This window comes from Sorangium sp. So ce385 (assembly GCF_051474135.1).
Classification (GTDB): domain Bacteria; phylum Myxococcota_A; class Polyangia; order Polyangiales; family Polyangiaceae; genus Sorangium; species Sorangium cellulosum_D.
Genome location: NZ_CP150337.1, coordinates 13388372 through 13414051 on the forward strand (window position 1 = coordinate 13388372; position 25680 = coordinate 13414051).

Below are 25680 nucleotides of genomic sequence, written 5' to 3' on the forward strand. Positions count from 1 at the left end.
GAGCGGAGCGGCGCTCGGGCTCCCGGGAGCAGGATGGTGGCGCTGCCGAGCCCACGGCAGGGGCCGGTGAGCGCGCGCACGGGTCTGCTCGTCGCGACTGCGGGTCTGAAGACCGCCGCGGCGGGTCTCGAGAGGGCGCGGCGGGGGTCGCGCGGGTCTCCAGACCGCTGCGGCGGGTCTCGAGACCCGCTTGGCGGCTGTCGAGATCCCCCTCGGCAGGTCTCGAGACCCCCCTCGGCGGGTGATCAGACCCCCTCGGCCGGTCTCGAGACCCCCTCGGCGGCTCCTGGGAGCCGCGATCGCGATCTCGGGACCGCCCTGCGCCGTTCATCGGACCGAGCTTCGGCTCCTTGCCACCTTCGGCTCGGCGCGAGGGGCCCGGTGCCCAGGTCGCAGCGCCGGACGTCATCGCCGGGGAACGTCGTGGAGGACCTGCGCGCTGCCCTGGAGCAGTTCGAGGCGGTGGAGGTCGACCTGAGGGCGTGAGCGTCGGCTGGGAGGTTCGATGAGACGTACTACGACGCCTGCATCGCGCTCAGCCAGGCCGCGCTGCGCGGACCCCGCTCCGAGGAGGCGAAGGCGCTGATCGAGCCGATCGAGGCCGCGCTGGGCGGCAAGGTCTCGCTCCAGGGCGGCCGCTTCTATCTGCTGCGCAAGGACGGGAGCATGGAGGCGCACCTCGTCGCCGAAGGGCTGCGCAAGATCGCGTGCCTCGCCCACATGGTCTCGAACGGCTCGCTGACGACGAACGGCATCCTCTTCTGGGATGAGCCCGAGGCGAACCTGAACCCGCAGCTCGTCTCGCTGGTCGTCGACATCCTCCTCGAGCTCGGCAAGCGCGGCGTGCAGATCTTCGTGACGACGCACGATTACCTGCTCTCTCACAAGCTTTCACTCCTCTCCGAGTACAGGAAGCAGCCCGACGTGCCGATCCGGTTCTTCGCGTTCTACCGGAAGGAGCCGCACGGGCCGGCGCTCGTCGATGCCGGCGATACGATGGCCGAGCCGCTGACCAACCCGATCCTCGACGAGTTCTCGCGCCACTATGATTTCGAGCGCAAGCTCTTCGACGAGGCTCCCGGCCAGGAGGGCTCCGCGGCGTGAGCTTCGTTCATGACGAGGGCAAGCTCCGGTTCGCCTTCGACGGCGACTGGAAGGTCCTGAAATGGGGCAATCACGACGCGTATGTCGGCGGATTGCAAAGGTTTCAGGAGACCAAAGCAGTCGATTTCTTCGGCCTCTATCTCGGCGAGCCTTGCTTCATCGAAGTCAAAGACTTCCGCGGTTACCGCATAGAGAAAAAGGACGCGTATGGAGCGGAGAGCTCGCCCGAGAGGTCGCGTACAAGGTGCGGGATACGGTCGCCGGCATGGTGTGGGCCTGCGGCCGCTCGCCGCTCGACGGCGGCGAGCTGCGCCTCGAGGTCACGAGCGTGTCGTGACGTGACCGGCAAATCCGCCGCGCCGCACCCCTCACCGCCTCTGCGCCGCACCTGTCGACGCAAGTCGAGGCTCCGCCGCTCTCCTCGTAACGCGCCGCTGAGCTGGCCCGCTGTCGCCTTGCGTAAGCCGGCACGCTGATGCCGCGCGCATTCTCATCTCAATCGCATCGCGCCGACCCGGGAAGCCCTTCCCCCGCGCGCTTCGTCCACGGTATAATTTAGCTTCTTGCCCTCGAGGAGATGTGAGCCTGATGGAATCTGCCCCCAGCGCGTTGCTCGGCGAGCTCTTCGCCCGTTCTCCCGATCTGCTCTTCATCGCCTCGGCCGACGGGGCGCTGCTCCACGGCAGCGGTGGGCTGCGCGAGGCGCTGGGCCCCGGGGTCGAGGGCGGCGCGCTCCTCGCGGATCTCGCGCACCCGGACGATCGCGCGGCGCTCGCGGCGGCGTGGTCGGCGCTCCTCCAGCGCGGCGAGCCGGTCTCGTTCGACGTGCGCCTGCGCGACGGCGGCGGCGCCTACCGGCCGCTCTCGTGCAACGCCAGCCGGTCGTCGTCCGACCCAGGCGCCGTCCTCGGCTCGCTCCGCCCCGCGCCCGCCGCCGCGCCCGCGGAGACCGAGGAGGAGCTGAGCGCGCTCCGGCTCAAGGCGAGCATCCTGGACGCCATCGCCGAGCACATGGACCCCCTCGCGATCTATGTGACCCGCCCCGACGGGGTGTGCATCTATCATCAGGGCAAAGCGGTCGCCAAGCTCGGGATGAAGCCGGGGCAGCTCGTCGGGGTCAACATGGCCGAGCTCTACGCCGACGACCCCGGAAGCGCCGAAACGGGGCGGCGGCTCCTCGAAGGCGAGGTGTGCCGCTTCCGCAGCGAGGCCGGCGGCGTCGACTGGAACAACTGGCTCATCCCGTTCGGCGAGCCGTCCGGCGGGCGCGCCGGCGCGATCGGCCTGGCCATCGATATCTCCGAGTCCAAGCTCGTCGAGAACGAGCTGCGCATTCAGCTCGACCGGATCGCCGCGCAGCAGAAGGTGATTCGCGATCTCTCCACGCCGATCATCGAGGTCTGGGACGGCGTGCTCACGCTGCCCATGGTCGGCACCGTCGACAGCATGCGCACCGCCGAGGTCATGGACAGCCTGCTCCAGCAGATCGTCGAGAAGCGGGCGAGCTTCGCCATCCTCGACCTCACCGGCGTCGAGGTCGTCGACACCAAGGTCGCCTCCCACCTCGTCGAGCTCGTCACCGCGATCCGGCTCCTCGGCGCCGACGGCATCGTCGCCGGCATCAAGCCGACCGTCGCCCAGACCATGGTCGCCCTCGGCCTCGACCTCACCCAGCTCAACACGCAACGCAACCTGCGCGCCGCGCTCAACTACGCCATCCGGACCATGACCCGCGCCCAGGCCGCCTCGCTCGCGCCGAGCCACCCGGCGCCCGGCAAGACGTCGTCCCCCTGAGCGCCGCCCGCGCGCGGCCGCGGCGCCCCGGGCCCGCGCAAGCGCGCGCCTGGCCCGGGCCCGCGCAGCCGCGCGCCTGGCCCGGGCCCGCGCAGCCGCGCGCCTGGCCCGGGCCCGCGCAGCCGCGCGCCTCGCCCGGGCGCCGCGCGCGGCTCACTCGTCCACGAGATCGAAGACGATGCCCCCCTGCGTCTTGATCCGGTGGGTCGACCGGTTGGCGCTGTTCACCGGAGAGGGCGTCAGCGGGTTGGGCGCGGCGCCCACGATCACCGGACGATCGGGATCGCCGTTCACGAAGGCGATGAGCACCTCGGTCCCCGGCTTGAGCGGGAAATGCGTGCCGTAGTTCGCGCCGGCGTGGTTCTGGAGCATGCGCACCGGCCTCGACGTCAGGCCGCCGGCCGCCCCCGTGTCGAACAGGAACCGGACCATGTACCTGCCCTGATCGTCGATCTGCGCGTCGTTGCCCCCGCCGCCCGGCCCCGCGTCGACGATCCCCGTGACCACGCCGCTGATCCGGGGGACTGGCGTGACGCGCGGCGGCCGATACGTGTTCTTGCTCGGGATCGCCCGGAAGGTGTTCACGTAGCGCTGGGGCGCCTCGCCCCCGCCCCAGCCGCCCGCCGGCTGCGTCGCCTGGTGCTCCACCTCGACGAAGAGCAGCTCGAGCCCCTCGAGGTTCGGGTGCCCTTCCAGCGTGGACCGCGCGCCCGCGCCGATCCCGCACACGGCGCTCCTGCCCGTGTAGACGAGCTGCGTCGCCTGCCGCTCCTCGGCCCGGATCTGCGCCAGCACCTTCCCCTCCGCCGGCGTCTTGTAGTGCCCGCCGAACTCGATCACGCCCCCCGCGTACCCGGCGGGCAGGACGTGCTCCGACGTCAGATCGAGCATCGGTTGCCGGTAGTTGTAGTCGCGGGCCACGAACACGCTCGGCACGAGCCGCGATGTCGCCGAGATCTCGAAGACGTCCCGGGTCTCCCCGCGCTCGCGGAACTGGACGGACGCGGCGGCCCCGGCCGCGGGCTTGAACCCGCTGGCGTCGTCGGTGAAGACCATCGTGTCCTGACCGTCCTGGTGCTCGAAGAAGAAGCTGATCCCGACGTGCTCGGCCAGGCGGCTGATGAACGCGAAATCGGTCTCCTGGTACTGCACGCTGAACTCCCGCTGCGGATAGGTGCCCATCAGCCGGAAGTCCACGTCGCTCCCGCTCAGGCCCACGAGCTCGAGCTTCTGCTTGATGATCTCCGGCACCGCCTTGTTCATCGTGATCTCGGTGGTCTCGACGAGCGTGAGCCGGTGCGCGCGCGGGACGATGCGCAGCCGGTACGCCCGGTGGTCGAGCAGCGTCGCGAGGCGATCGTGCACCTCGGCGACCATCCCGTGGATGCGCCGCAGCTCGACGCCGTCCCGCTCGAAGACGAGCGCGACGCTCTCGCCCGCGAAGGCCTGGCCGTCGACCGCCGCCTCGTTCGGGCACGCGACCTCGACGTCGAACGCGAACAGCTGCGAGATCGCCTCGCGCCCCGAGAGGCTGTTGAGCTGGAGGACGTCGGACGAGAAGCCGGCGAGCTCGATGCGAATGTCTACGGATTCGTGCTGGGTGGTCATCGTCGCAGCTCCATCCATGGTGCTGTGGGAGAGGATCTCCCGCCTCGGTGCGCCGTCCGCCGGCGCGCCCGTCGAGGCGGGCCTTCTGGGCTATCGTTTGCGCTCGAACCGTTCGTAAAGGCTCCTCCTCAAGGCGGGTGACGGGGTCGGCAGCGACGGGCGCTCCGGCGGCGGGGGCGGCGGCCGCCGGGGCGGCGGGGCCGCCGGCGGCTCGTCCGGCTCGAACGACCGCGCGGGCGAGGCGCTGATCACCGGCTGCGGCGGCGGCGACGGCTCCGGAAGCGCGGGCGCCGGAGGCGGCAGCGGCTCCGCAGGCAGGAGCTCCGGGGACGACGGCTCCGGGAACTGCGCGAGCGAGGGCTCCGCCGCGCCCGCGGGCTCCGGATCGAGCGGCGGCGCCGCGGGGGCGGCGCCGCCGGGCGCGTCGGCGCGCGGCTCCCAGTCGTCCTCGAACGAGAGCGCGAGCGTGCCCGAGCCCATGCGCTCGTCGGCCGCGACCGGCTCCCGGGCGAGCATCGACGGAGGCAGCCCGGCGCCCGGGGGCGCCGGCTGGAACGGGAGCGCCGGCGCGTCCGCCGCGTCGTCGGCCTCGGACAGCAAGGCCAGCGTCGTGAGGGGAGACCCCGCAGGGGCGTCTTCCGCCGAGGAGAGCGAGAGGGTCCCGGTGTCGAGCCGGGGCGCCGGCGCCCCCGCGCCCGCGGCGTGCCCGGCGATGTCGCCGGGCCCGTCGCGGAACGGCGTCGCCGCCTGGACGAAGGCCGCCACGCCGTCTTCCGCGAGGCTCATCGTGCGCGACCCGGCGGCCGGATCGGCCTGGGTCGCGCCGAGGCCGCCGTCATCCAGGCCGAGCGCGCGGCCGGCCGCGCCGGCCGCGCCGACCGCGCCGACCGCGCCGGCCGCCCGGGCGAGGTCGGGGCCCGCGGCGCCCGCCTCGGCGGGCCGCTCGGGCCACTCGAGCGGCGCTCCGGGGAGCTCGACCCCCGCCACGATGGCGGCCGCCGCGAGCGCGGCCTCGTCGGGGACGGCGAAGCTGCCGCGGAAGACGAGGGTGCACCGCTGCTCGTCGCCGTCGATGCGCAGCGTGTCCGCGTGCAGATCGAGCGGCTGGCCCTCGCTCACGCCGAAGGCCGAGAGGCCGTGGATGCGCGCGCGGCCGCGCGCCTCGGGCAGCCGCATCCGGAGGCGCGGCAGCGTGGGGTGCAGCCCCTCCAGCTCGATCCACTCGCCGCCGCGGAGGTAGCGCGTCCGCTGATCGGGGGGCGCGGCCTGGTAATACGCCCACGCGAAGGCGTCGGGGATCTCGGCGATGGGGGCGTCGAGCGCCTTGCGCGGGGTGGCGCCGAGCAGCCGCCTGCGCGCCGGCCAGGCGCGCGCGATCGGGCCGAAGCCGGCCGCGCGCGCCGGATGGAGCGGATCGAGGATGTTCGCCTCGGGATCGGACGGGTCGCCCGTCGCCTGCACGCCGAGGAAGTTCTCCTGATCGCTCTCCCCGCGGAGCGCCCGCTCGTACACGATCGGCATCCGCTGGAACCCGGCCCTGTCCTGGACGAGGAGCTGCTTGTCGAGGAGGACCTCGCCCTCGTCGGAGATCGTGAGTCGCACAGGCAGGGAGTGCACGGGCGCGCCCGGCGGCGGCGCGTGGGCGTGGCCGGTGAAGAGCACGTCGGCCTGGTCGAGGTGCGGCGCCAGATCGCTCGTGAGCTTGACGCTCCGGCCCGGATTGTTGCCGTGATGGACCTCTCCGTGGAGGATCTTCTGCGGCTCGACCCTCGGCATCTCCGCGTCCGCCGCGAAGGCGAAGGTGGCCTTGACGATCACGGTGATGCGGAGCTCGCCCCGGCTACGCCAGGCTACCGAGGTCGCTGCTGCTCCGTTCAGCGGCGTGACCCTCTCCGGCGCCGTCGCACTGTTCGCCATTCCACGGGTGTATAGCACAGCCGCCGTCGCGCCCCCGGCCGAACGCGCGCCGCGACGAGCCGATCTGCCGGCGGTGCGCGCGCGGCGGCCCTGCTGTAGGGCGCCGCGAGGGCCGGCCGGTGCGCCGCGAGGGTCGATGGCGGCGTCGGGAGGGTCGATGGCGGCGTCGGGAGGGGCGATGGTGGCGTCGGGAGGGTCGATGGCGGCGTCGGGAGGGGCGGTGTCGCCATAAGAATGACTGGGGGAGAGCGCTGCATCGGCCGCTGCGCGGGGCGGCGGAGCGCAGAAACTTGCGGCCGCCCTGCGCCCATGCGACCCACTGCGATCATGAAGCTGGCTGGAACCGCTCGCGCGCTGGCGGCGCTCGCCGTCCTCGTCATGATTGGCTCGTTCGGCTGCGACACGGTGGCCACGCTCGTCGCGCCCGCAGTCCCGGTGGTCATCGAGAAGGCGACCGCGCCCGGAGACCCGGCCGCGCCCCAGGATCCGGCCGCCGCGCCCGAGCCGCCCGAGAGCCGGAAATGCTGCTTCCGGAGCGGCGAGAGCGTCGCGAAGGTGTGCGAGAGCAAGGACCGCTGCTGCTCGGGCAGGTATGACCGCAGCGAGTGCGAGGATTCGGGCGGCCTCTGGTTCCAGAGCGCCGACGGCTGCGCCGGCGCCTGCTGAGGCGCGCGGGCGGTGACGCCGCCGCGCCGGCATGCGGGCGGCCGCGCCGCCGCGCCGGGAGGCGATCGCGCGGGGAAGGCTGGCGCCCGCAGGGCCTGCCGGCGTACGAAGGGGCGTGCGCGAGCTCGACCCCGACGCCCTGCACCGGCTCGTCCAGCGGGTCACGGGCCATGTTCCGTCGTCGCTTTCGCCCCTGCGCGGCGGCGTGTCGTGCCGGCGCTACCTGCGCGTCGTCACGCCGGCCGGCACGGCGGTCGCGATGTTCGCGCCGGGCGCGGACGGCGATGGCACCGCGGCCGGCGCGGCTCCCCCGCGGTGGCCGTTCCTGGAGGTGCACGCGCTGCTGCGCGAGCGCGGCGTCCGGGTCCCGGCGCTGCTCGCGGAGGACTGCGAGCACGGCCTGCTCCTCCTGGAGGACCTCGGGGACCGGACGCTCGCGGCCTTCGTCGAGGGCGAGCCCGCGCGTCGCGACGAGGTTTACGCGCTGGCGGTGCGCGATCTGGCGCGGGCGCAGCGGGCGCTCGCGGCGCTCCCGCGCGGCTCGGTCGTCGACGCCTGCGCGCTCGACGCGACGCTGCTGCGCTGGGAGCTCGACCATTTCCGCGCGTGGGCGCTCGACGCGCGCGGGCTCCGGCTCGACGACGCCGCGCGGGTCGAGTTCGACGCGCTGGCGGATCGGCTCGCCCGGCGCATCGCCGCGTGGCCGCGCGGCTTCGTCCACCGCGACTTCCAGAGCCGCAACCTCATGGTCGTGGACGTGCCTTCCGGGGGCCTCGAGCTCGCGTGGCTCGACTTCCAGGACGCCCTCCTCGGCCCGCGCGTCTACGACCTGGTGACGCTCCTCAACGACAGCTTCCAGGACCTCGATCGACGGTTCGTCGAGGCCCGCCTCGACGACTATGCGGCCGCCGCCTCGCTCGATCGGGCGGCGCGCGAGGCGCTCGGCCGGGAGTTCGAGCTGGTCACGGTCCAGCGCAAGCTCAAGGACGCCGGCCGCTTCGTCTTCCTCGACCGCATCGGCGCCGAGCCGAGCTACCTGCGCTACGTCGAGCCCGCGCTGGCGAGGGCGCGCGCCGCGCTCTCGCGGCTCGGCGATGACGCGGACATGCGCGCGCTCTCGAGGATCGTCGCGCGGGCGTGAGGGAGGATTCAACGTCCCGTCCCCCGTCCCCCGTCCCCCGTCTCCCGTCTCCCGTCTCCCGTCCCCCGTCCCCCGTCTCCCGTCCCCCGTCCCCCGTCTCCCGTCTCCCGTCTTCGTGCGCGTGCGCGTGCGCGTGCGCGATTCACCGGAATCAGCGCGCACGCGCACGCGCACGCGCACGAAGAGCGAAGACGAAAGACGGGGACGAGAGACGGAGACGAAAGACGGGGACGAGAGACGGAGGACGATGCATCAATCCCAGCCAAAAACGCCCTAGCCCCACCCCTCCGGAACCCTCCGGCTCAGAGGTCCGACGCCTCGAGGAAGCGCTGAAGGAACGTGACGACGCTCGTCCCCCCGGCCTCCGGGACGCCGCCGAACATCGCGAACTGGTGCCATACCCAGTCGGCGTTCAGATAAACGTCCTTCTCGTCGTCGTCGAGCGAGGAGCACACGTGATCCCAGCGCGGGTTGACCCCGGGGAGATACCCGCTCTTGTCGGCCGGCAAGCACGAGACGCGGGCCCCGTCCGCGTTGCCCGCGAGCCTCCGCTGGATCGCCGCGTTCGCGTCGAGCTGGTGCCCGCCGGTCATCCGCAGCCGGCGCGAGGCGTCGCCGCTGTACCAGCGGAGGATCGTGGCCTCGCTCTTGGCGATGCCGCGGGCGTCGAAGGCGAACACCTCGCTCACCCGCCCCAGGTTGGCGGCCAGCGCCTGCCACAGCGGCAGCCCGCCCGCGCTGAAGCCCGCGAGCCCGAGCTTCCCGAGCCGCGCCCCGCCCGGCCCGAGCCCGATCCTGCGCGCGCCCCCGAGGAAGCGGAGCGCCGCCTCGGCAACGCCAGGCAGGCCCGCGGTCGTCGCGGCGCCGAAGCTCGTGCCGCTCGGCCACGGGTGCAGCATGACCACCGCCCTGCCGCTCGCGGCCAGCGCCTCCTCGAAGCCGCAGCGGAGATACACCCAGCGGGACTGGTCGCGCGGATCGCGCTCGAACACGTCGCGCGCCCAGTACGAGGCGCTCGGATCCGGGTCGGGGCTGAGCAGGTACCGATTCAGACCGAACATCTCGTGGCGCTGGTCGACCCGGGTATACGCGTACCCTTCCGGCCGGTAGAACACGAGGGCCGAGACCCCGGCGTCCGGCGGCGCCTTGCAGGCCTCCGGGATGCTCGCGAACCAGATCTTCGGCTCTCCCGCGGTGGCGCCGAGGGCCACGAGCTCCGTGCCTGGCCGGTGCTCGCGCTGGTACTCGTCCGAGTACCGCGCATAGGCCATCCAGAACGGGGTGATGTCGACGAAATCGGTCCTGATCTGCGCGAGCGCGAGGCCCGGCGTCGACGTCACGTCGACGAGCGGGTGCGCCTGCCCGAGCGCCGGGTCCGGGGCGGGGCCGAGCGCCGTCCCGGACCTGGCGACGTCGAAGGCCTGCTCGACCGACAGGACCTCTTCCTGGAGGGCCGGGACGTCCTCGAAGGCGCCGAAGGCCGCGGAGAAGCGCGCCCTGAGCGCGACGCGCGCCGCGCCCGCGGGGACGTCGAACTCGCGCAGCCCGGGGCCCGCGCGGGCGAGCGGCAGCGGCGCGCCGTCGGCCGTCGCCTGCACCTCGGAGAGCGCGTCCGGCAAGAGCGGGCTGCCCGCGTTGCGCCAGGTGACCCGGAGCTTCAGCGGCATGCGGCGCTCCGGTCCGGACGACGCGCGCGCGGCGCGGCGGCGCGGGTGGTGCGGCTCGGGCCGTCGCCGGCGAGGAGGCAGCGCTGCGGGGCGGGTGGCACGGTGCGCCCAGGATACCAAAAGGCGCGGGGCGCGGGAGAGCGGGAGAAGCGGGGAGTCCGGCGGGGCCTCAGGCTCCCCGTGTCGATCCGCCGTTCTTCGGGCTGGCGCGCCGCGCGGCCGTGAGGCGCTCTTCGCCTCCGCGGCCGCGCGGCGCCCTCGATCCGTCCGTCAGCGGTTCGCGCAATATCCGAAGCTGGTGCCCGCGCCGGCCGAGAGCTTGGCGTTCCACGTCCCAGAGAACACGAAGTTGGTGCTCGTCGCGTCGGCCTTGACGTTCCAGCTGTTGTAGATGGTGCCCTCCCTGGGCACATAGAGCGTCCACGTGACCTCGCGGGTGTCCTTGTTCGTCAGCGTGACGTCCTTGCAGTACCCGCTGGACCACGACGTGGACGTCTTGATGCTGACCTCGACATTGCCGCCCTCCACGCGCACGCCGGTCCCGGTGCCGCCGCCGGAGCCGCCGCTGCCGCCGGAGCCGCCGGAGCCGCCGCTGCCGCCGGAGCCGCCGGAGCCGCCAGAGCCGCCGCTGCCGCCGGAGCCGCCGCCGCCGCTGCTGCTGCTCGTGGTCGTCGAGCTGCTGCTGGAGCTGCTGCTGCTGGAGCTGCTGCTGCTGGAACTGCTGCTGCTGGAGCTGCCGCCCTTCACGCTGGCGATGAAGCGGTCGTAGGCGGCGACGTCGCCGGTCTGCGAGAGCATGACGATGGCGACGCCCATGTCGACCGCCTTGGCGACGTTGTTCGCGTTCAGCCAGGTGGTGTCGATGTTGATCGGGCCGCCGCCGAACGTGTATGCGTCGACGATGACGAGCGGCAGGGCGAGCGCGGCCGTGATCTCGCGGTAGGTGAAGTTGTCGATCTTGCCCTCGGTGAACGGGAACTGCTTGCCCGTGAGGCCGACGTATTTGACCACGCTGCGGTCCCAGCCGTCGTAGAAGTCGCCGACCGACGAGGCCCACTTGGTGGCCCCCGGGCTGAACCACGGGCTGAAGTCGATGACCACCTTGCACGACGGGCAGCCGGAGCGGATGGCGCCGAGGATCTGGTTCATGAAGCTGTCGGACTCCGTCTCGGTGAGCGCGTTCTGCTGCGCCGTCTGCGAGAACTGGTACCAGTCCGGCTCGATGTGGATGAGCGCCTCGACCGACCGCCCGCCGAAGGACGCGTTGATCGACTGCGCCGCCTGCTTGTAAGCCTCCACCATCTTGCCGATGTTGCTGCGCACGTACGCCGCGCCCCGCTGGCACAGCGGCGCCCCGGCGTCGCCGTCGCAGTCGCGGTCGGACCCGAGGCCCTTCTTCGTCATGTCCGTGGCGATGTAGCCGAAGAAGTAGGGGGTCTTCGCCTGGTTGACGATCTGCTGAAGCTTGCTCTTATGTGTGGAAGTGAAGCCGTTCGACTGCAGCCAGTCGCCCACGGCGACCACGTCGACGTTGGCCGGCCCGGACGAGCCCGCCGACCAGTTCTGGCTCCACTGGGGAGCAACGCCGAAGCGCATCTGCGACGCCGCCGCGGCTGCTGCGACCTCATCGGCGAAAATCTCGTTCTCTTCCGAGACGCTGGAGCCGTCGTCCGCGGCGACGATGCACCCGCCGAGCGCGGCGAGCACGCACGAGACCGCCCCAGCACCGAAAAGCGAACCCTTGATCTTCGTCATTGCGTCAATCTCCAAGTGGCCGAGCGGCTCGGCGCCGCGTCGGATTTTTTTCACTCCCGAGCGCCAGCATCGGCTTGGCGCGGGGCACTTGTTGAAGGTGCCAGGGTGACTGCAACGACCGGGCCATCGATCTCTCGAGATCGTCAAACGCCAATTCACGCGCAGATTTTCGACGGTGCCTGTCCGCGAGAGATGGTGAGTGATCGCGCGAGTGGATCGCTGATCCGGGGCACGGACGATCCACCGCGAAAACCCTGATTCCATTGGGAAAAGCGCGGGGAAAACGCGGAAAAAACCGTGGGGGAAGCGCGGGAAAACAGGGGAAAATTCTCGCAAACACAGGAGAATGCGATCGTGGCAAAGGGTCACATCAGGGGATCGCGACTCGGGTGCTCGGCGCGGCGCGCACCCAGGAACGTTCGCTGCCCCACCGGGTGAAGCGCCATCTCGCGCGCCGGTAGCAGAAGATTCCACGAAAGAGGGCTTAAAGACGCAGCCTGCCAGTAATATTCAAGCTGACGACGCTCGGTCTCGCCGCATCACATCGCGCGTGTATGACATGCGCCGACATGTAAGAGACGTGTAAGAGACATGTAAGATCCGTGTGCCGCCCGTCAAAAGCGCTTGAATTGCGAGGTGTCGCTGGGTAGAATGTACACCTTTTATCCAGCTCAGCACTCCAGTAGTCTGCGCGGCATGAACGCGAACCGTGGAGTGGACCGATGAGCGCGCCCGCGCTCATCGAGATCGAGGACGCCGAGGTGTACCGCGGCGATACGCGCGTCTTCGAGGGGCTGTCGCTGCGCATCGAGCAGGGGGAGAGCACCGCGATCCTCGGGCCCAACGGGGCCGGGAAGTCGACGCTGCTCAAGCTGCTCTCGCGCGAGATCTATCCGGTCCACCGCGAGGGCTCGGGCGTGCGGATCCTCGGTCGCGAAAGGTGGGAGGTCTTCGCGCTCCGGCGCAGGTTGGGGCTCGTGTCGTACGAGCTGCAGATGGCCTATCCGCGGGAGGTGCGGGGGGTCGACGTGGCGCTCTCCGGCTTCTTCGCGAGCGCCGGGCTGCACGAGCACCAGCCGCCGACCGGCGCGCAGCGCGGGCGCGCCGAGGCGGTGCTCCGCGAGCTCGGCGTGGCGCACCTCGGGGACAAGCCGATCGCGGAGATGTCCGCCGGCGAGCAGCGGCGCTGCCTGCTCGGGCGCGCGCTCGTGCACGACCCGGAGGCGCTCGTGCTCGACGAGCCGACGACCAGCCTCGACCTGAAGGCCGCGTTCGAGCTGGTCGACCTGCTCAGGCGCCTCGTGCGGAGCGGGAAGACGCTGATCCTGGTGACGCACCACGTGCAGGAGATCCCGCCCGAGATCGAGCGGGTCGTCCTGCTGAGGAAAGGCCGCATCTTCGCCGACGGCCCGAAGCGCGCGGTGCTGACCGACGAGAACCTGTCGCGCCTGTTCGACGTGCCGCTCTCCGTGGTCGAGCGGGACGGCTTCTTTCAAGTGTTTCCCCGCTCCTCCTGAGACACGAAGTCACTAGGGGGAGAGATTGGAACCACAGAGGCACAGAGGGCACAGAGGGAAGAGAAGAGAGATTTTTTTCTCTCTCTCTCCCTCTCTCCTCTGTGCCCTCTGTGCCTCTGTGGTTTTTTATCTCATGAAACCAGGGGCAGCCCGGGCGAAGCGGGACTACCCGATCTCCACCTTGCTCCACATGTCACGCCGCATCCGCTCCTTGCGCCGGTCGGTGCGGGTCACGAGGCGCGCCGCGCCCCACGCGGCGAGCAGCTGGCCCTCCTGGCCGAGGCCGGGCAGCACGCTCCGGCCGACGAGCAGCGTCCGCTCGATCGGACCGCGGATCGGCTCGCCCGCGAGCCCGAGGTAGCCGGGCGGGTCGACCTCGAGCTGGCGCACCATCGGCTCCGCGCCCGGGGCCGCGCCCTTCAGGGCGGCGCGCTCGATCAGGCGGCGGCGCTGGCCGTCGTAGAGCCACACGGGCAGGCCGTCGTGCACCGAGTCGACGAGCACGAGGTGACGCTCGAGGAAGGGGAGCTCGGCCGTGAGCGCGTCGAGCACCGCCTGGCGCGCCTCGAGCAGCGACAGCGGGCTCCGGTCGGGGAGCAGGATCTCCGCCACGAGCAGCGTGTCGGTCGACGGCGGCGGGAGATCGCAGCGCTGGAGGTGGATCACGGGGCGCCCCGGCCCGGACGGCCGCGTGGCGCGCGGCGAGCTCGGCCGCCCGGAGGCGTCGCCCGGCGCGCGCGGCGGCGGCGGGACGAGCGAGCGGCCGGCGGGCACGGAGGGGAAGGGGAGCAGGAGCGACTCGGGGCCGAGCGGCTCGGGCAGGCCCTCGCGGCGCACGATCAGCGACACGACGAAGCGGCCGACCGAGGAGGTGATGCGGGGCCACTCGCGCAGCGCGCGCTTGTGGATGCCCTCGCCGCCCGAGAGGCTCGCGAGCGTCTCGCCGTCCATGTCGGTGATGACGAAGCTGCTGCCGTTCGGGTGGTCGTCGCCGTCGAGGACGACCCCCGCGGCGGTGCCGCGGCGGACGTGGACCGACGCGGCGCGCTCGTCGAGGAGGCAGCGGCCGCCGTGGGCGAGGATGCGCTCGACGAGGAACTCCTCGAGCTCCTCCTCGCCGCGCGGGAGCATCATCAGCCCGCGCGTCCACGCCCCGTGCAGGCGCGCCACCGCGAAGGGGGGCGGGAGCGCCGAGAGATCCGTGGCGAAGAGGACGGACTGCGTGACGATCGAGCGGAACAGGTGGCCGCGCGGGAACTCGACGAGCAGGTCGGCGTCGGGCTCGGCGCGCGCGTACGGGAGCATGGCGGCGTAGCGCGCGGTCTCGCGCCGCTCCCAGAACGTGCCCGGCGGCCAGACGGCGTCGTGCGAGAACGCGTCGTCGGCGGCGCCGTTGACGTGGGCGAGCTCGGCGTAGAGCTCGTCGACGACGCGCCGGAGCTCGGGGAACTCGCGGTCGATCTCGCGGCCGAAGAGGACCATGTCGGGCGGCACGTCGAGGCGCCGGCGCGGCGCGACGACCTGCAGCATGGGCGTGGCCGGGACGATGCGGCGCTTCCAGGTCTGCGACTGGGCGAGCTCGACGAGGAAGCGGCGCCACGCGGGCGAGGGCTCGGCGAGCATGGTGAAGGCGCGCCGGCGGAGGACGTGCTGGTCGAGGCGGTAGGTGGGCGGGCGCTCGCCGTGCCCGACGACCATGACGGTGAAGTCGCGCCGCGCGAGGAGCGCCGCGGCGGTGAGCGCGCCGATGGAGCGGCCGAGGACGATGACGTCGTAGTGCTTGTGGATCACGCCCCTTCCCCGACCTGTTCGGGCGCGCGGCCGCCCTGGGCGAGCCCGAGCGCGGTGTCGACGCCGGCGATCGTCGCGCGCGCGCGCCCGCCCGGCGCGGCGGCCGGCGCGACCCGGAGGCGCCCCTCGGCGATCCACGAGAGGGCGCGGACGAGCAGGGCGTGCTCCTCGACGAGGATGCGCGCGGCGAGGGTGTCGCGGTCGTCCCCGTCGAGGACGGGGACGGCGGCCTGCGCGAGGATGGGGCCGGTGTCGGTGCCGGTGTCGACGAGGTGGACGGTGCAGCCGGTGATGCGCACGCCGTGATCGAGCGCCTGCTGCTGGGCGTCCACGCCGGGGAAGGAGGGCAGGAGCGAGGGGTGGATGTTGACGACCCGGTGCGGGAAGGCGTCGAGGAAGGTCGGCGTGAGCAGGCGCATGAAGCCGGCGAGGACGACCCAGGCGGCGCCCGCCTCGCGGAGGGCGGCGACGACGGCGGCGTCGAAGCTGTCGCGATCGGCGAACCCCTGGTGCGGGATGACGCGCGTCGGGATGCCGGCGCGCTCGGCGCGCGCGAGGCCCGCGGCGCCTGGCCGGTTCGAGAGGACGAGCCGCACGCGGGCGTCGAGGCGGCCGGCGGCGATGGCGTCGAGGATCGCCTGGAGGTTCGAGCCGCGGCCGGAGATGAGGACGCCGAGATCGAGGGGGGGCATGGGGGGCAGATACTACGGCGGGGGCGGGCGCGGGAGAGATCCGGGGCGGCCGGGGCCGCGCGGCCGGCCGGCTCCGGAGCGGAGGCCCCCGCCCCGGGGCGAGGGCGCGCGGCCCTTCGCGCGAGCGGCGCAAGTGCGCCGCGGCTCGCCGCGGAGCGTCGCTTGCGGCCTCGCCGCGGCCGCCTATCCTCAGCCCATGGTCGCCGTCGCTCCGCTGTCCGAGCCCTTGGCACCCCTGTCCGAGCCCTTGGCGTCCCCGTCCGGCCAGGGCGAGCAACGGTTCGTGATGTTCAACGTCTCCTGGGACGAGTACGTCGCGCTGCGCAAGCTGCTCGACGATCACCCGGGGCTGCGGATGACCTACTGCGAAGGGGTGCTCGAGCTCATGAGCCCGTCGGCGGACCACGAGGATGTCAAGAAGCGCATCGGGCGCCTCGTCGAGCTGTGGGCGCTCGCGCGCCGGGCTCGGCTCTACGGCTACGGCTCGACCACGTACCGCCGCAAGGAGAGGCAGCGCGGCCTGGAGCCCGACGAGTGTTACTGCGTCGGCAAGGTGAACGAGAAGCGGCCCGACATCGCGATCGAGGTGTTCATCACGAGCGGCGGCATCGACAAGCTCGACGTCTACCGGGGGCTCGGGGTGCCCGAGGTGTGGATCTGGAAGGAGGGACGCATCTCCGTCCACCGGCTGGGGGAGGGCGGGTACGAGCCGATCGAGCGGAGCGGGATGCTCCCCGGGCTCGATCTGGACGAGCTCGCGGAATGCGCGCGGATCCCCGATCAAGCGGACGCGGTCGACGCCTACTGGGCGCGGCTGAATCGCGGGGGATGAGCGCCGAACGCCGCCCCGCCGGGGGTCGGTCCCCGCGGGTCGGCCACCTACCAATGCCGCGCCGCTCGGGTTAGGGTGGCGCCGCCACGATGTCGGAACGCCCGCCCGAGACGCCCCTGACCCCCGAAGAGGCCGCGAAGCAGCGGGCGGTGTCCTACCTCGGGCGGGTGATCTCGAAGCGCTACCGCATCGACGAGGTCATCGCGATGGGCGGCATGGGCGCGGTCTACCGCGGCGAGCACGTGCACATGCACAAGCGCGTCGCGATCAAGATCCTGCACCCGGACACCGAGCGGCTCCCCGAGCTCGTGCAGCGCTTCGAGCGCGAGGCGATCGCCGGCGCCCACATCCAGCACCGGAACGTCGCGACGGCGACCGATTTCGGCGAGGCGGAGGACGGCTCGTTCTTCCTGGTCCTGGAGTACGTCCGCGGCACGACGCTCCACGAGATCATCCGGCGGGGGCCGATGCCCGTCGCGCGCGCCGCCCTGATCGCCCGGCAGATCGCGGCCGCCCTCGGGGCGACCCACGCGATGAGCATCGTCCACCGCGACGTGAAGCCGCGCAACGTGATGGTCGTCGAGCCGCAGGGCGACCTCGTGAAGCTCATCGACTTCGGCCTCGCGAAGGTGAGCGTCGATCAGCTGCGCCGCTCCGTCGCGTCGCCGGAGTCGACGCGGATGGAGGGGGAGCCGCTCCCGGTCCGGCTCACCACGGCCGGGGTGATCTTCGGGACGATCGCCTACCTCGCCCCCGAGTCGGCGCTCGGGATGGATTTCGTCGACGAGCGCGCGGACCTCTACGCCCTCGGCTTGATCTTCTACGAGATGCTGGCCGGCAAGCACCCGTTCCTGGCCAAGGATCCGGTCGAGCTCTTCAACCAGCAGCGCAGCGCGCCCGTCCCGGCGATCGCCGAGCACGCGCCCGGCGTCGCGGTCCCGCCGGCCATCGAGGCGGTCGTGCGGCGCCTCCTCGAGAAGCAGCCGCGCGCCCGCTTCGAGGGCGCGGCGGAGCTGATCGCGGCGCTCGACGCGGCGTGCGCGGCGTCGGGGATCGTGATGGACGAGCCCAGGGCGGAGATGGGGTCGAGGGCCGAGATGACGTCGGTGCCCGCGATCGGCGAGGGGGCGCGGGTGCCGAGCAACCGGCCGCCGCTGCCGAGCGCCGCGCCGCCGCGCGAGCCGAGCAACCGGCCGCCGCCGCTGCCGAGCGCCGCGCCGCCGCGCGAGCCGAGCAACCGGCCGCCGCCGCTGCCCAGCGCCGCGCCGCCGCGCGAGCCAGAGGCGGGCTCCGGCGGCTCTTCGGCGATCCTCCTCGGGGATTCGTGCCTGGTCTCGCTGACGGACGTCGCGGACGAGCTGGAGCCGGCCGCGCAGCGGGCAGCCGGCGAGCCGGCCGGCGGCGGCGCGAGCGCGCCGGAGCCGGCGCGCGCGGGCGTTGAGGCGGAGGCGACGGCGCGGCCGGAGGGCGAGGACGAGGAGGACGCCGAGAGCTACTCGCGACCGACGCCGGTGCGCAACACGCCGACCCTCGTCGCCGAGCTGACGCGCGACTCGCGCCCGACCGCGGTGGGCGGCGCGGCGTTCATGGCGCAGGTCGCCTTCTCGCGGCAGGAGGACGCCGGCGATGCTCCTGCCGAGGCCGAGGCGGCGCCGCTGTCGAGCGACTCGCGCCCGACCGCGGTGGGCGGCGCGGCGTTCATGGCGCAGGTCGCCTTCTCGCGGGAAGAAGCCGCGCGAGAGGCTGCTTCCGGGGCGGGCGCGCCTTCGCCGCGATCGGGGGAGCAGACCGCGTCGCAGGAGCCGGCGCCGCTGGCCTCGACGCCTCCGCCGGAAGAGGCGCCGTCTCTGGCGCCAGCGGAGCCGGTACGGTCGCTGGAAGAGCCGGTGCACGAGGAGCGGGAGGGAGCGGCCTCCACGCGGCCACCGATGGGGGCGACGCCGCCCGAGCCGTCGGAGCGTGGCCGGTCGGCGCCCTCGCCGGAGAAGCCGTCGCAGCCGGGCACGGCGGAGCTGCCAGCGCACGCGGTGGAGCGGGCGTCGTCGAAGCCGCCGTCGTCGCCCGCAGCAGGGCCGGCGTCGTCGAAGCCGCCGTCGGCGTCCGCGGGGGAGCGGGCGTCGTCGAAGCCGCCGTCGTCGCCTGGAGCAGAGCCTGCGCCGTCGAAGCCGCCGTCGTCGCCCGCGGCGGAGGCGGCGCCGTCGAAGCCGCCGTCATCGCCCGCGGCGGAGTCGGCGCCGTCGAAGCCACCGTCGTCGCCGGCAGCGGAGGCAGCGCCGTCGAAGCCGCCGTCATCGCCCGCGGCAGAGGCAGCGCCGTCGAAGCCGCCGTCGTCGCCCGCTGCGGAGGCGGCGCCGTCGAAGCCGTCGTCATCGCGCTCGGCGGAGTCGGCGCCGTCGAAGCCGCCGTCGTCGCCCGCGGCGGAGGCGGCGTCATCGAAGCCGCCATCATCGCCCGCAGGGGAGCCGGCGCCGTCGAAGCCGCCGTCGTCCCCCGCAGGAGAACCGGCGCCGTCGTCGCCCGCGGTGGAGTCGGCGCCATCGAAGCCGCCGGCTCCCTCCGCAGAGGACCCCGCGCCCGCGAAGACGCCCGTCTCGCCCGCGAGCTCGCAGCCGCCGGTGACCGAGCCGCCTCCCGCCACGGCGTCCGCATCGCAGCCGCCGGCGTCTCCGCCCCCGGAGGACGACGCGCCCGCATCGGAGCCGACCTCCGAACGAATGAGCGGCTCGCGGCCCGCCTTCGCCCCCACGCTGCTGCGAGAGCTGGAGGCCGCGGAGGCGGAGCGCGTCGCCCGGGAGCGCGAGGAAGAGGCCAAGCGAAAGCTCGCCGAGGAAACCGAGCGCGCCGCCAAGGAGCGCGAGGAAAAAGCCAGGCGCAAGCGCGCAGCCCAGGAGGCCCGCGCGTCGCGACGGCGCGACGAAGGCGCCGGCGGCCGCCTGGGCCGGCTCGCCCCGTACCTCGGCGGCGCCCTCGTCGCCGTCGGCGTCATCGCTGCGCTCGCCAGCAGCGGGCGCGCCCCGCCCGAGCCGGAGCCCCAGCTCGGCCAGGCGGCGCCGGCCGCCAGCGCGCTCGCCACGAGCGAGCCCGCCCCGGCCGACGCGGCCGCCACCCCGGAGCCCTCCGGGCCCACCGCCGCGGCGCCCGAGGACGCCGCGCAGGCATCGCCCGCGGCGCCCGAGGCGCCGGCCGAGCCACCGCCCGACGAGGCGACCCGGAAGGCGCTCACCGACGCCGCCCGGGCGCGCCGATGGGTGAAGGCCGCCGAGGCGCTCAACCTGCTCGCCGAGCGCGACCCGAGCGCGCTCCGCGAGCGCCCGATCGCGATCGCGGCGCGCAACCTCGCCATCGCCATCTCGAAGACGGGCGAGGAGCTCGCCGACCAAGTCTTCGATGCGCTCGCGCGCCGGTTCGGGACCGCCGGCCTCGACGTGCTCTACGAGATCGTGGAGACCCGGGGCCGCTCCACCCCGGCCACGCGCGCGGCGAAGCTGCTCCGCGATCCGGAGGTCGCGGCCCGCGGGACGCCGGCCGTCCGGATCTCCTTCGAGCTGCGCGACGCCACCTGCGGCGAGAAGATGCAGTTCCTCGACCGCGCCGTCTCCGAGGGCGACCAGCGCACGCTGGTCGTGCTCGAGACGGCGGTGAGGCCCTGTTACACGAAGAACCGCACCATCGACGAGGCGATCAAGAAGCTGAGGGCGCGGCTCGAAGGCGGGTGAGCTCGCGCCGGCGCCCGGCTCCCTCGGCCGCCGCGCGGGGCGCTCGCGGGCGCCTCGCCGGCGCCGTCAGCCGAAGCGCACGCGCTCCTCGAAGGGCACGTCGCCGACGGGGACGATCTCGCCGAGGACCCACGCGCGCTCGCCGCTGGCGGCGAGCGCGTCGATGGCCTTGTCGGCGGCGGACTTGTCGACGACTGCGACCAGGCCGACGCCGAGGTTGAAGGTGCGCCGCATCTCGGCCTCGTCGACGGGCCCGCCGCGCTGGAGCACGTGGAAGATCGCGGGCCGCTGGTAGGAGCCGAGGTCGAGCTGAGCGCCGAGGCCGTCCGGCAGCACGCGCGGGAGGTTGCCCGGCAGGCCGCCGCCGGTGATGTGCGACAGCCCGCGGACCGCATCGCCGCAGGCGGCGAGGAGCGCGGTGATGGCGCGGGCGTAGATGCGGGTGGGGGTGAGCAGCGTCTCGCCCACGGTGGCGCCGAGCTCGTCGACGCGGTCGCCCATGCGCAGCCCCATCTCCTTCTCGAGCACCCGGCGGGCGAGCGAGTAACCGTTGGAGTGCAGGCCGCTGGACGCCACGGCGAGCACGGCGTCACCGGGGGCGATGCGCTTTCCGTCGAGGATGCGCGAGCGCTCGACGACGCCGACGGCGAAGCCGGCGAGGTCGTACTCGCCGTCGGCGTACATGCCCGGCAGCTCGGCGGTCTCGCCGCCGATGAGGGCGCAGCCCGCCTGCTTGCAGCCGTCGGCGATGCCGCGCACGACGGCCTCGCCGACGTCGACGTCGAGCTTGCCGGTGGCGAAGTAGTCGAGGAAAAAGAGCGGCCGCGCGCCGACAGTGAGCACGTCGTTGACGCACATGGCGACGAGGTCGATGCCGACGGTGTGGTGAACGCCGGTGGCGAAGGCGACCTTGAGCTTGGTGCCTACGCCGTCGGTGCCGCTGACGAGGACCGGCTCGGAGAGCCCGCCCGGCAACGCGCACAGGCCGGCGAAGCCGCCGACGTCGGCGAGCACCTCGGGGGTGCGCGTCGGCTTGGCGAGCCGCTTGATGCGCTCGACGAGCGCGTCCCCTGCATCGATATCGACCCCCGCTTCCCGGTATGTGACGCTCATGCGAGGCGCCATCCCATACCTCGGCGGCAAAGGGAAGCGGGCTCGCTCCCGGCGAGGCCGCCGCCCCGCTCCCGGCGAGGCCGCCGCGCCTGCTCCCGGCCAGGCGACCGCGCCGCTCGCCGCGGCCGGCGAGCGCGGCGGCCTCCGGCAGAGACACACCTCGCTGCGCCGCCGCCGCGGGACGGCGCAGCGCCGCACGCCCCCCTCGAGCGCGGCCGCTCCTCGCGTCGAGGGCCGCCGCCCGGTTGCCCACACCGCGGCGCGCATTCTCTTTGCGCGCCTTTCCGCATCCCGGTGCGACTTTCTCGCTGGATCTGACCATCTCCGGCCGACGTCGATTCTTCGCTGCGGTGCTGTCGTGAGCGGCTCTCCGGCCTTGTCTTCTGCGCCGCGGTCGACATCCTAGGCGCCCATGTCCGCCGCCCCCGCTCCGCCGCCTGCCCTCGTCCTCGTCGCCGCCGCCGTGGTCATCGAGCGCGGTCGCGTGCTGCTCACGCAGCGCAAGGTGGGCGCCCACCTCGCGGGCGCGTGGGAGTTTCCGGGCGGCAAGGTCGAGGCCGGCGAGGATCCGCGGGACGCCCTCGTCCGCGAGCTGCGCGAGGAGATCGGCGTGGAGGCCCGCGTCGGCGACATCGTGGAGGTGACCTATCACCGCTATCCGGCGAAGCCGGTGCTGCTGCTCTTCTACGAGGCTTCCTTCGCCGAAGGGTCTCCCGCGCCGGCCGCGCTCGACGTCGCCGCCGTGCGCTGGGCCGAGTCGGCCGAGCTTCGAGACGAGCTCTTTCCGCCGGCCGACGTCGCGGTGCTCGCCAAGGTGCGCGCGCGCCTCGCGGGAGCCTAGCCCCGCGTCGCCCGAGGGCGGACCGGCACGAGCCGCCGCGATCGTCGCTTCCGTCAGGCGCGTGCTCGCAGCCTTCGTCGGTGGCCCATCCGCGCGTCGACGGAGAGCGCTCCTGCGCCGCCGAGCGCGAGGGCGACCAGCCCCGCGATATACACCAGGTTGAGCTCGTACCCGGGCGGGCCGAACACAGGCCCATCCGCCGTCAATCCGATGGTGTTGACGGCGCTGAACCCATGCTTGAGGTGAACGGAGAACATCGCCGTCAGCATCGTGGCGATGAGGGGAACGGCGACGATCGCGGTGAACGCGCCCGCGAGGACGGCGATGCCGCCGAGGAGCTCCACGAACGGCACCACCCAGGACATGAGCTTCGAGAACGGGACGCCGAGCTGCGTGAGCAAGGCCTCGAATCTGGCGGGCCCTCGGCTGAGCTTCACCCAGCCATGCACGATGAATCCATAGCCCATGACCAGGCGCAGGAGCAGGGGCGCCCATTGGCCGGCTCGCGCTTCGGGGATCGATGGTTTGTTAGCCATACTAACGATGTCTCCTGCCCGAGCGGGTACGAGGCACCCCGCGAGGCTCGGGTGGCTGGCGGGGCGGATGAGGGAGCGAGCCCCGCGGTTGGCTGGCGGGGCGGATGAGGGAGCGAGCCCCGCGGTTGGCTGGCGGGGCGGATGAGGGAGCGAGCCCCGCCGTGGGGGCTCGCCGTGGGGAGCTCACAAGGCTGGGGGGCAAGCCTCGCCGCGGACGTCGCCGAGCAGGCTCGCGAGCCGCTGGCGGGGGAGCTCGCCGACGGCGCGCTCCACCTCCTGACCGGCGGCGTCGACGGTGAGGAACGTCGGCACGAAGCGCACGCCGTAGTGGGCCGCGAGGGCCTGCCCGCGAGGATCGTCGACCCGGACGCGCAGGACGGTGCCGGCCTCCTTGGCGCAGCGCGCTTCGAGCTCCTTCACGAGCGGCGCCATGCGCTCGCACACCGCGCAGTGCGCGCTCTCGAACTCGATCAGCCGAGGCATCCCCTCGGGCAGCGCGGCGTCGCCGGGCTCGACGGCGCCCTCCGGGGCCGCGCACGCCGACGCGGGGCCGCTGTCGCAGGGCGCGCCTGCGGCCACGGCCGCCGCGGGCGCCGGCGAGAGGGCGCCCAGACGGCCGGTCGCGAACGCGATCCCGAGGACCACGAGCAGCGCCCCCGTCACGCGCTGGAGGACCGGCGTGGCCGGCATCACGCGGCGCGCGAGCGCGACGGCCGCGGGCCCGACGAAGGCCGCGACCACGAGCGGCGCGGCGAGGCCCGCGGCGTAGGCGCCGAGCTGAACCGCGCCGGCGAGCGGGCTGGCCCCCGCGCTCGCCGCGTAGGTCAGCGCGGCGCCGAGCACCGGGCCGACGCACGGCGTCCACCCTGCCGCGAAGGCGATCCCGAAGAGCATGCCTCCCCAGAAGCCGCCCGCGGCCGGGAGGCGGGCGAGGAGCGGGCGCGCCTCGCGCTCCAGCCACGGGAGGCGCAGCACGCCGAGGAGCTTCGCGCCGAAGAGCGCCAGGATCGCGCCGGACGCGAGGGCGAGCGCGCGCCGGTGGGGCGCGAGGGCCGCGGCGATCGCCGACGCGCCGGCGCCGAGCGCGACGAGCACGAGCGCGAGGCCGATCGCGAAGCCGACGCCGGCGAGGCGCACGCTGCGGTTCACCGCCGCGCGGTCGGGACCGCCGAGCGCCCCGGCGCCGCCGAGGGCGGACAGGTAGACCGGGAGCATCGGGAGCACGCAGGGCGACGCGAACGTCAGCAGCCCTGCGCCGAAGAGCGTCAGCAATGAACCGAGCGTCATGGGTCCTCGTGGTGCACTGGATCAGGGCCTGCCAAGCGCCGGCGCGAGCGCCGTCACGTCCACCTCGGCGACCGCGAGCACCGGCTGCTCCACGCTCCTCGCGCAGATCGCGTTGCCGAGCGGCCCCCGGGTGCACCCCACGCCGCGCCCCGCGAGCGCGCGCGCCGCCGTCGCGGCGTCGGAGCCGGGGGGCGGCACGAACACCGTGAGCGGCTTGTCCCCGCTCTCGTACATGAGCGCCGCCGTGCGCGTCTCTCCGATCTGGCAGAGGCGCGCCCCGAGCAGCCGGGCGCCGGACACCGCCGGGACGGTCACCGCGTAGCCGAGCTTCCCCTCGAGCCACCCGGCGACCGCGTCCGGATCGGAGGACTCGAAGTCGCACGGGCGCTCGCGCGCGAAGCCGCGCACGTGGTGGCTCACGAGCTCGTCGGCCATCGCCGCGCCCACGCCGCGGCTCGGGCTGCCGACGAGCAGCGCGGCGGCCGCCGCGGCCGCGGCGAGGGCGGCCGTGATCGCGAAGGGGCGGCGGCGCGGCGCGCGCGCGCTCCGCGCGGCGGCCTCCGCCCGATCGCGCAGGCGCTTCGGGACCTCCCCGTCCGCCTTCGCGACGAGCGCGCGCCGCACGCCGCCGAGGACCTCCGCGGCGCGCCGGCAGGGCCCGCAGCCGGCGACGTGCGCCTCGATGCGCGCGGCGTCCTCCGGCGTCACCTCGTCGTCGTGCCACGCCGAAATGTTCTCGAACCACTCGCGGTTGCACCCTGCCATGACGTCTCCTCGTGCCGTTCGGAGAGGCCCTCGGTGAGCGCGAGCCGCGCCCTCGAGAGCCGTGATCGCACCGTGCCCACGGGGCACCCCTGGAGATCCGCGATCTCCTCGTAGGAAAGGTCCTCGACCTCCCGCAGGAGCAGCGCCTCGCGCCACTCCGGCGGCACGCGCGCGAGCGCGCGCTCGACCTCGTCCGCGAAGCCGCGTTCGAGGAGCTCCGCCTCCAGGTTGCCCTGCGGCTCCGGCACCGACTCGGCGCCGCGGCCGCCCTCGATCACCTCGAGGCGCTGCCGGGCGCCGCGCGTCGCGTTGAGCAGCACCGATCGCTCGATGCGGAGCAGCCACGCCCGCATGCGGCCCTCGTCGCGCAGGTCGGCGTGCCGCTCGATCGCGCGCACCACCGTCGCCTGCGCCAGATCCTCGGCGTCCTGCTCCGAGCGCGTCAGGCGGCGCGCCGCGCGCAGGAGGCACGGGAGCTCGGCGAGGAGCCGATCGACGAAGGAGGTGTGGGGAGACGTGGGCATGGGCTGGATCGAGAGCGGGAGGGCTGTGCGCGGCCTCGTTTCCCGGACACTCCCAGGACACGTCGAGCCCCGCGAAAAGTTCCTGACCCGCGGGCGGCGATCCGACCACGTTCACGATCCAGGATGTGCCCGCGTTCCGCTGACAGACCGCCCCTGTGACCTCCCCTGCTCCTGCACCGGTTTTCCCTTCGCCCTCAGCAGGTCCTCCTCTCCGCGGAGCGCGGCGACATCGGGCGCGATCGCGAGAGCGTCGCCCGCCGGCTGGCAGAGCGCCATCGACCGCTGTTCGCCTGCTGCGGCGCTGACGATCGGCTCGGGCACGCCGTCATGAGGGCGGGAATGGTCCGGAAGACGGTACGCCAGCATGAAGCGGCCCCTCGCGCGCGCCCTGTGATTCCGTTGCAGATGGTTCTA

At 73.5% G+C, this 25680-nt stretch carries 19 protein-coding genes; 8 read left to right on the forward strand and 11 right to left on the reverse strand.

The annotated features are described in order from the left end of the window. Positions 1–606 precede the first annotated feature (606 nt). Together WME83_RS48955 and WME83_RS48960 are read left to right on the forward strand one after the other, a co-directional pair. On the forward strand, positions 607–1104 hold the full coding sequence (locus WME83_RS48955) for an AAA family ATPase (RefSeq protein ID WP_437322132.1): 498 nt from the start codon (positions 607–609) through the stop codon (positions 1102–1104). Positions 1105–1692: 588 nt separating this feature from the next. After that, entirely contained in the window at positions 1693–2898 is a 1206-nt protein-coding gene (locus tag WME83_RS48960; protein WP_437316586.1) for an STAS domain-containing protein, read from the forward strand. A gap of 153 nt (positions 2899–3051) precedes the next feature. Here WME83_RS48960 and WME83_RS48965 read toward each other — a convergent pair whose 3' ends face one another. Both WME83_RS48965 and WME83_RS48970 read right to left on the reverse strand, forming a co-directional pair. Then, entirely contained in the window at positions 3052–4506 is a 1455-nt protein-coding gene (locus WME83_RS48965; protein WP_437316587.1) for a type VI secretion system Vgr family protein, read from the reverse strand. 90 nt (positions 4507–4596) lie between these two features. Beyond that, positions 4597–6423, reverse strand: a complete 1827-nt coding sequence (locus WME83_RS48970; RefSeq protein ID WP_437316588.1) for a DUF2169 family type VI secretion system accessory protein — start codon at positions 6421–6423, stop codon at positions 4597–4599. 327 nt (positions 6424–6750) lie between these two features. Between WME83_RS48970 and WME83_RS48975 the strand changes: the two genes are divergently transcribed. Together WME83_RS48975 and WME83_RS48980 are read left to right on the forward strand one after the other, a co-directional pair. Continuing rightward, a complete protein-coding gene (locus WME83_RS48975; protein ID WP_437316589.1) occupies positions 6751–7089 on the forward strand; it encodes a hypothetical protein in 339 nt (112 codons plus the stop codon). 115 nt (positions 7090–7204) lie between these two features. Continuing rightward, positions 7205–8230, forward strand: a complete 1026-nt coding sequence (locus tag WME83_RS48980; RefSeq protein ID WP_437316590.1) for a phosphotransferase — start codon at positions 7205–7207, stop codon at positions 8228–8230. 302 nt (positions 8231–8532) lie between these two features. Here WME83_RS48980 and WME83_RS48985 read toward each other — a convergent pair whose 3' ends face one another. Together WME83_RS48985 and WME83_RS48990 are read right to left on the reverse strand one after the other, a co-directional pair. Further along, a complete protein-coding gene (locus WME83_RS48985; RefSeq protein ID WP_437316591.1) occupies positions 8533–9897 on the reverse strand; it encodes a hypothetical protein in 1365 nt (454 codons plus the stop codon). Positions 9898–10167: 270 nt separating this feature from the next. Then, positions 10168–11652, reverse strand: coding sequence for a hypothetical protein (locus tag WME83_RS48990; protein ID WP_437316592.1), 1485 nt, complete (start codon positions 11650–11652; stop codon positions 10168–10170). Positions 11653–12374: 722 nt separating this feature from the next. On the opposite strand from WME83_RS48990, the gene WME83_RS48995 reads away from it, so the two are divergent. Then, positions 12375–13169 (forward strand): ABC transporter ATP-binding protein, encoded by a 795-nt coding sequence (locus WME83_RS48995; RefSeq protein ID WP_437316593.1) that lies wholly within the window; start codon positions 12375–12377, stop codon positions 13167–13169. A 165-nt stretch (positions 13170–13334) separates the two neighbouring features. Here WME83_RS48995 and WME83_RS49000 read toward each other — a convergent pair whose 3' ends face one another. Beyond that, on the reverse strand, positions 13335–14960 hold the full coding sequence (locus tag WME83_RS49000) for an NAD(P)-binding protein (RefSeq protein ID WP_437316594.1): 1626 nt from the start codon (positions 14958–14960) through the stop codon (positions 13335–13337). Continuing rightward, positions 14957–15652 carry a phosphoribosylglycinamide formyltransferase gene (gene purN / locus WME83_RS49005; protein WP_437316595.1) on the reverse strand — a complete coding sequence of 232 codons (696 nt, stop codon included), beginning with the start codon at positions 15650–15652 and terminating at the stop codon, positions 14957–14959. The genes WME83_RS49000 and purN overlap by 4 nt, the downstream gene beginning before the upstream one ends. A gap of 286 nt (positions 15653–15938) precedes the next feature. Between purN and WME83_RS49010 the strand changes: the two genes are divergently transcribed. Further along, on the forward strand, positions 15939–16484 hold the full coding sequence (locus tag WME83_RS49010; protein WP_437322133.1) for a Uma2 family endonuclease: 546 nt from the start codon (positions 15939–15941) through the stop codon (positions 16482–16484). A gap of 89 nt (positions 16485–16573) precedes the next feature. After that, on the forward strand, positions 16574–20200 hold the full coding sequence (locus WME83_RS49015) for a protein kinase domain-containing protein (RefSeq protein ID WP_437316596.1): 3627 nt from the start codon (positions 16574–16576) through the stop codon (positions 20198–20200). Positions 20201–20266: 66 nt separating this feature from the next. Here the strand turns inward: WME83_RS49015 and purM are convergent, their stop codons facing one another. Continuing rightward, complete coding sequence (purM, locus tag WME83_RS49020; protein ID WP_437316597.1) at positions 20267–21313, reverse strand: phosphoribosylformylglycinamidine cyclo-ligase; 1047 nt, start codon at positions 21311–21313, stop codon at positions 20267–20269. Positions 21314–21725: 412 nt separating this feature from the next. On the opposite strand from purM, the gene mutT reads away from it, so the two are divergent. Further along, complete coding sequence (gene mutT / locus WME83_RS49025; protein ID WP_437316598.1) at positions 21726–22154, forward strand: 8-oxo-dGTP diphosphatase MutT; 429 nt, start codon at positions 21726–21728, stop codon at positions 22152–22154. Positions 22155–22207: 53 nt separating this feature from the next. On the opposite strand, the gene WME83_RS49030 is transcribed toward mutT, so the two are convergent. The 4 genes from WME83_RS49030 to WME83_RS49045 form a co-directional block, all read right to left on the reverse strand. Further along, positions 22208–22690 carry a DoxX family protein gene (locus tag WME83_RS49030; protein WP_437316599.1) on the reverse strand — a complete coding sequence of 161 codons (483 nt, stop codon included), beginning with the start codon at positions 22688–22690 and terminating at the stop codon, positions 22208–22210. A 183-nt stretch (positions 22691–22873) separates the two neighbouring features. Next, complete coding sequence (locus WME83_RS49035; RefSeq protein ID WP_437316600.1) at positions 22874–23977, reverse strand: cytochrome c biogenesis protein/redoxin; 1104 nt, start codon at positions 23975–23977, stop codon at positions 22874–22876. Positions 23978–23998: 21 nt separating this feature from the next. Beyond that, positions 23999–24742 carry a zf-HC2 domain-containing protein gene (locus WME83_RS49040; RefSeq protein WP_437316601.1) on the reverse strand — a complete coding sequence of 248 codons (744 nt, stop codon included), beginning with the start codon at positions 24740–24742 and terminating at the stop codon, positions 23999–24001. Continuing rightward, a complete protein-coding gene (locus WME83_RS49045; protein WP_437316602.1) occupies positions 24682–25266 on the reverse strand; it encodes an RNA polymerase sigma factor in 585 nt (194 codons plus the stop codon). Before WME83_RS49045 ends, WME83_RS49040 begins: the two co-directional genes overlap by 61 nt. Positions 25267–25680 lie beyond the last annotated feature (414 nt).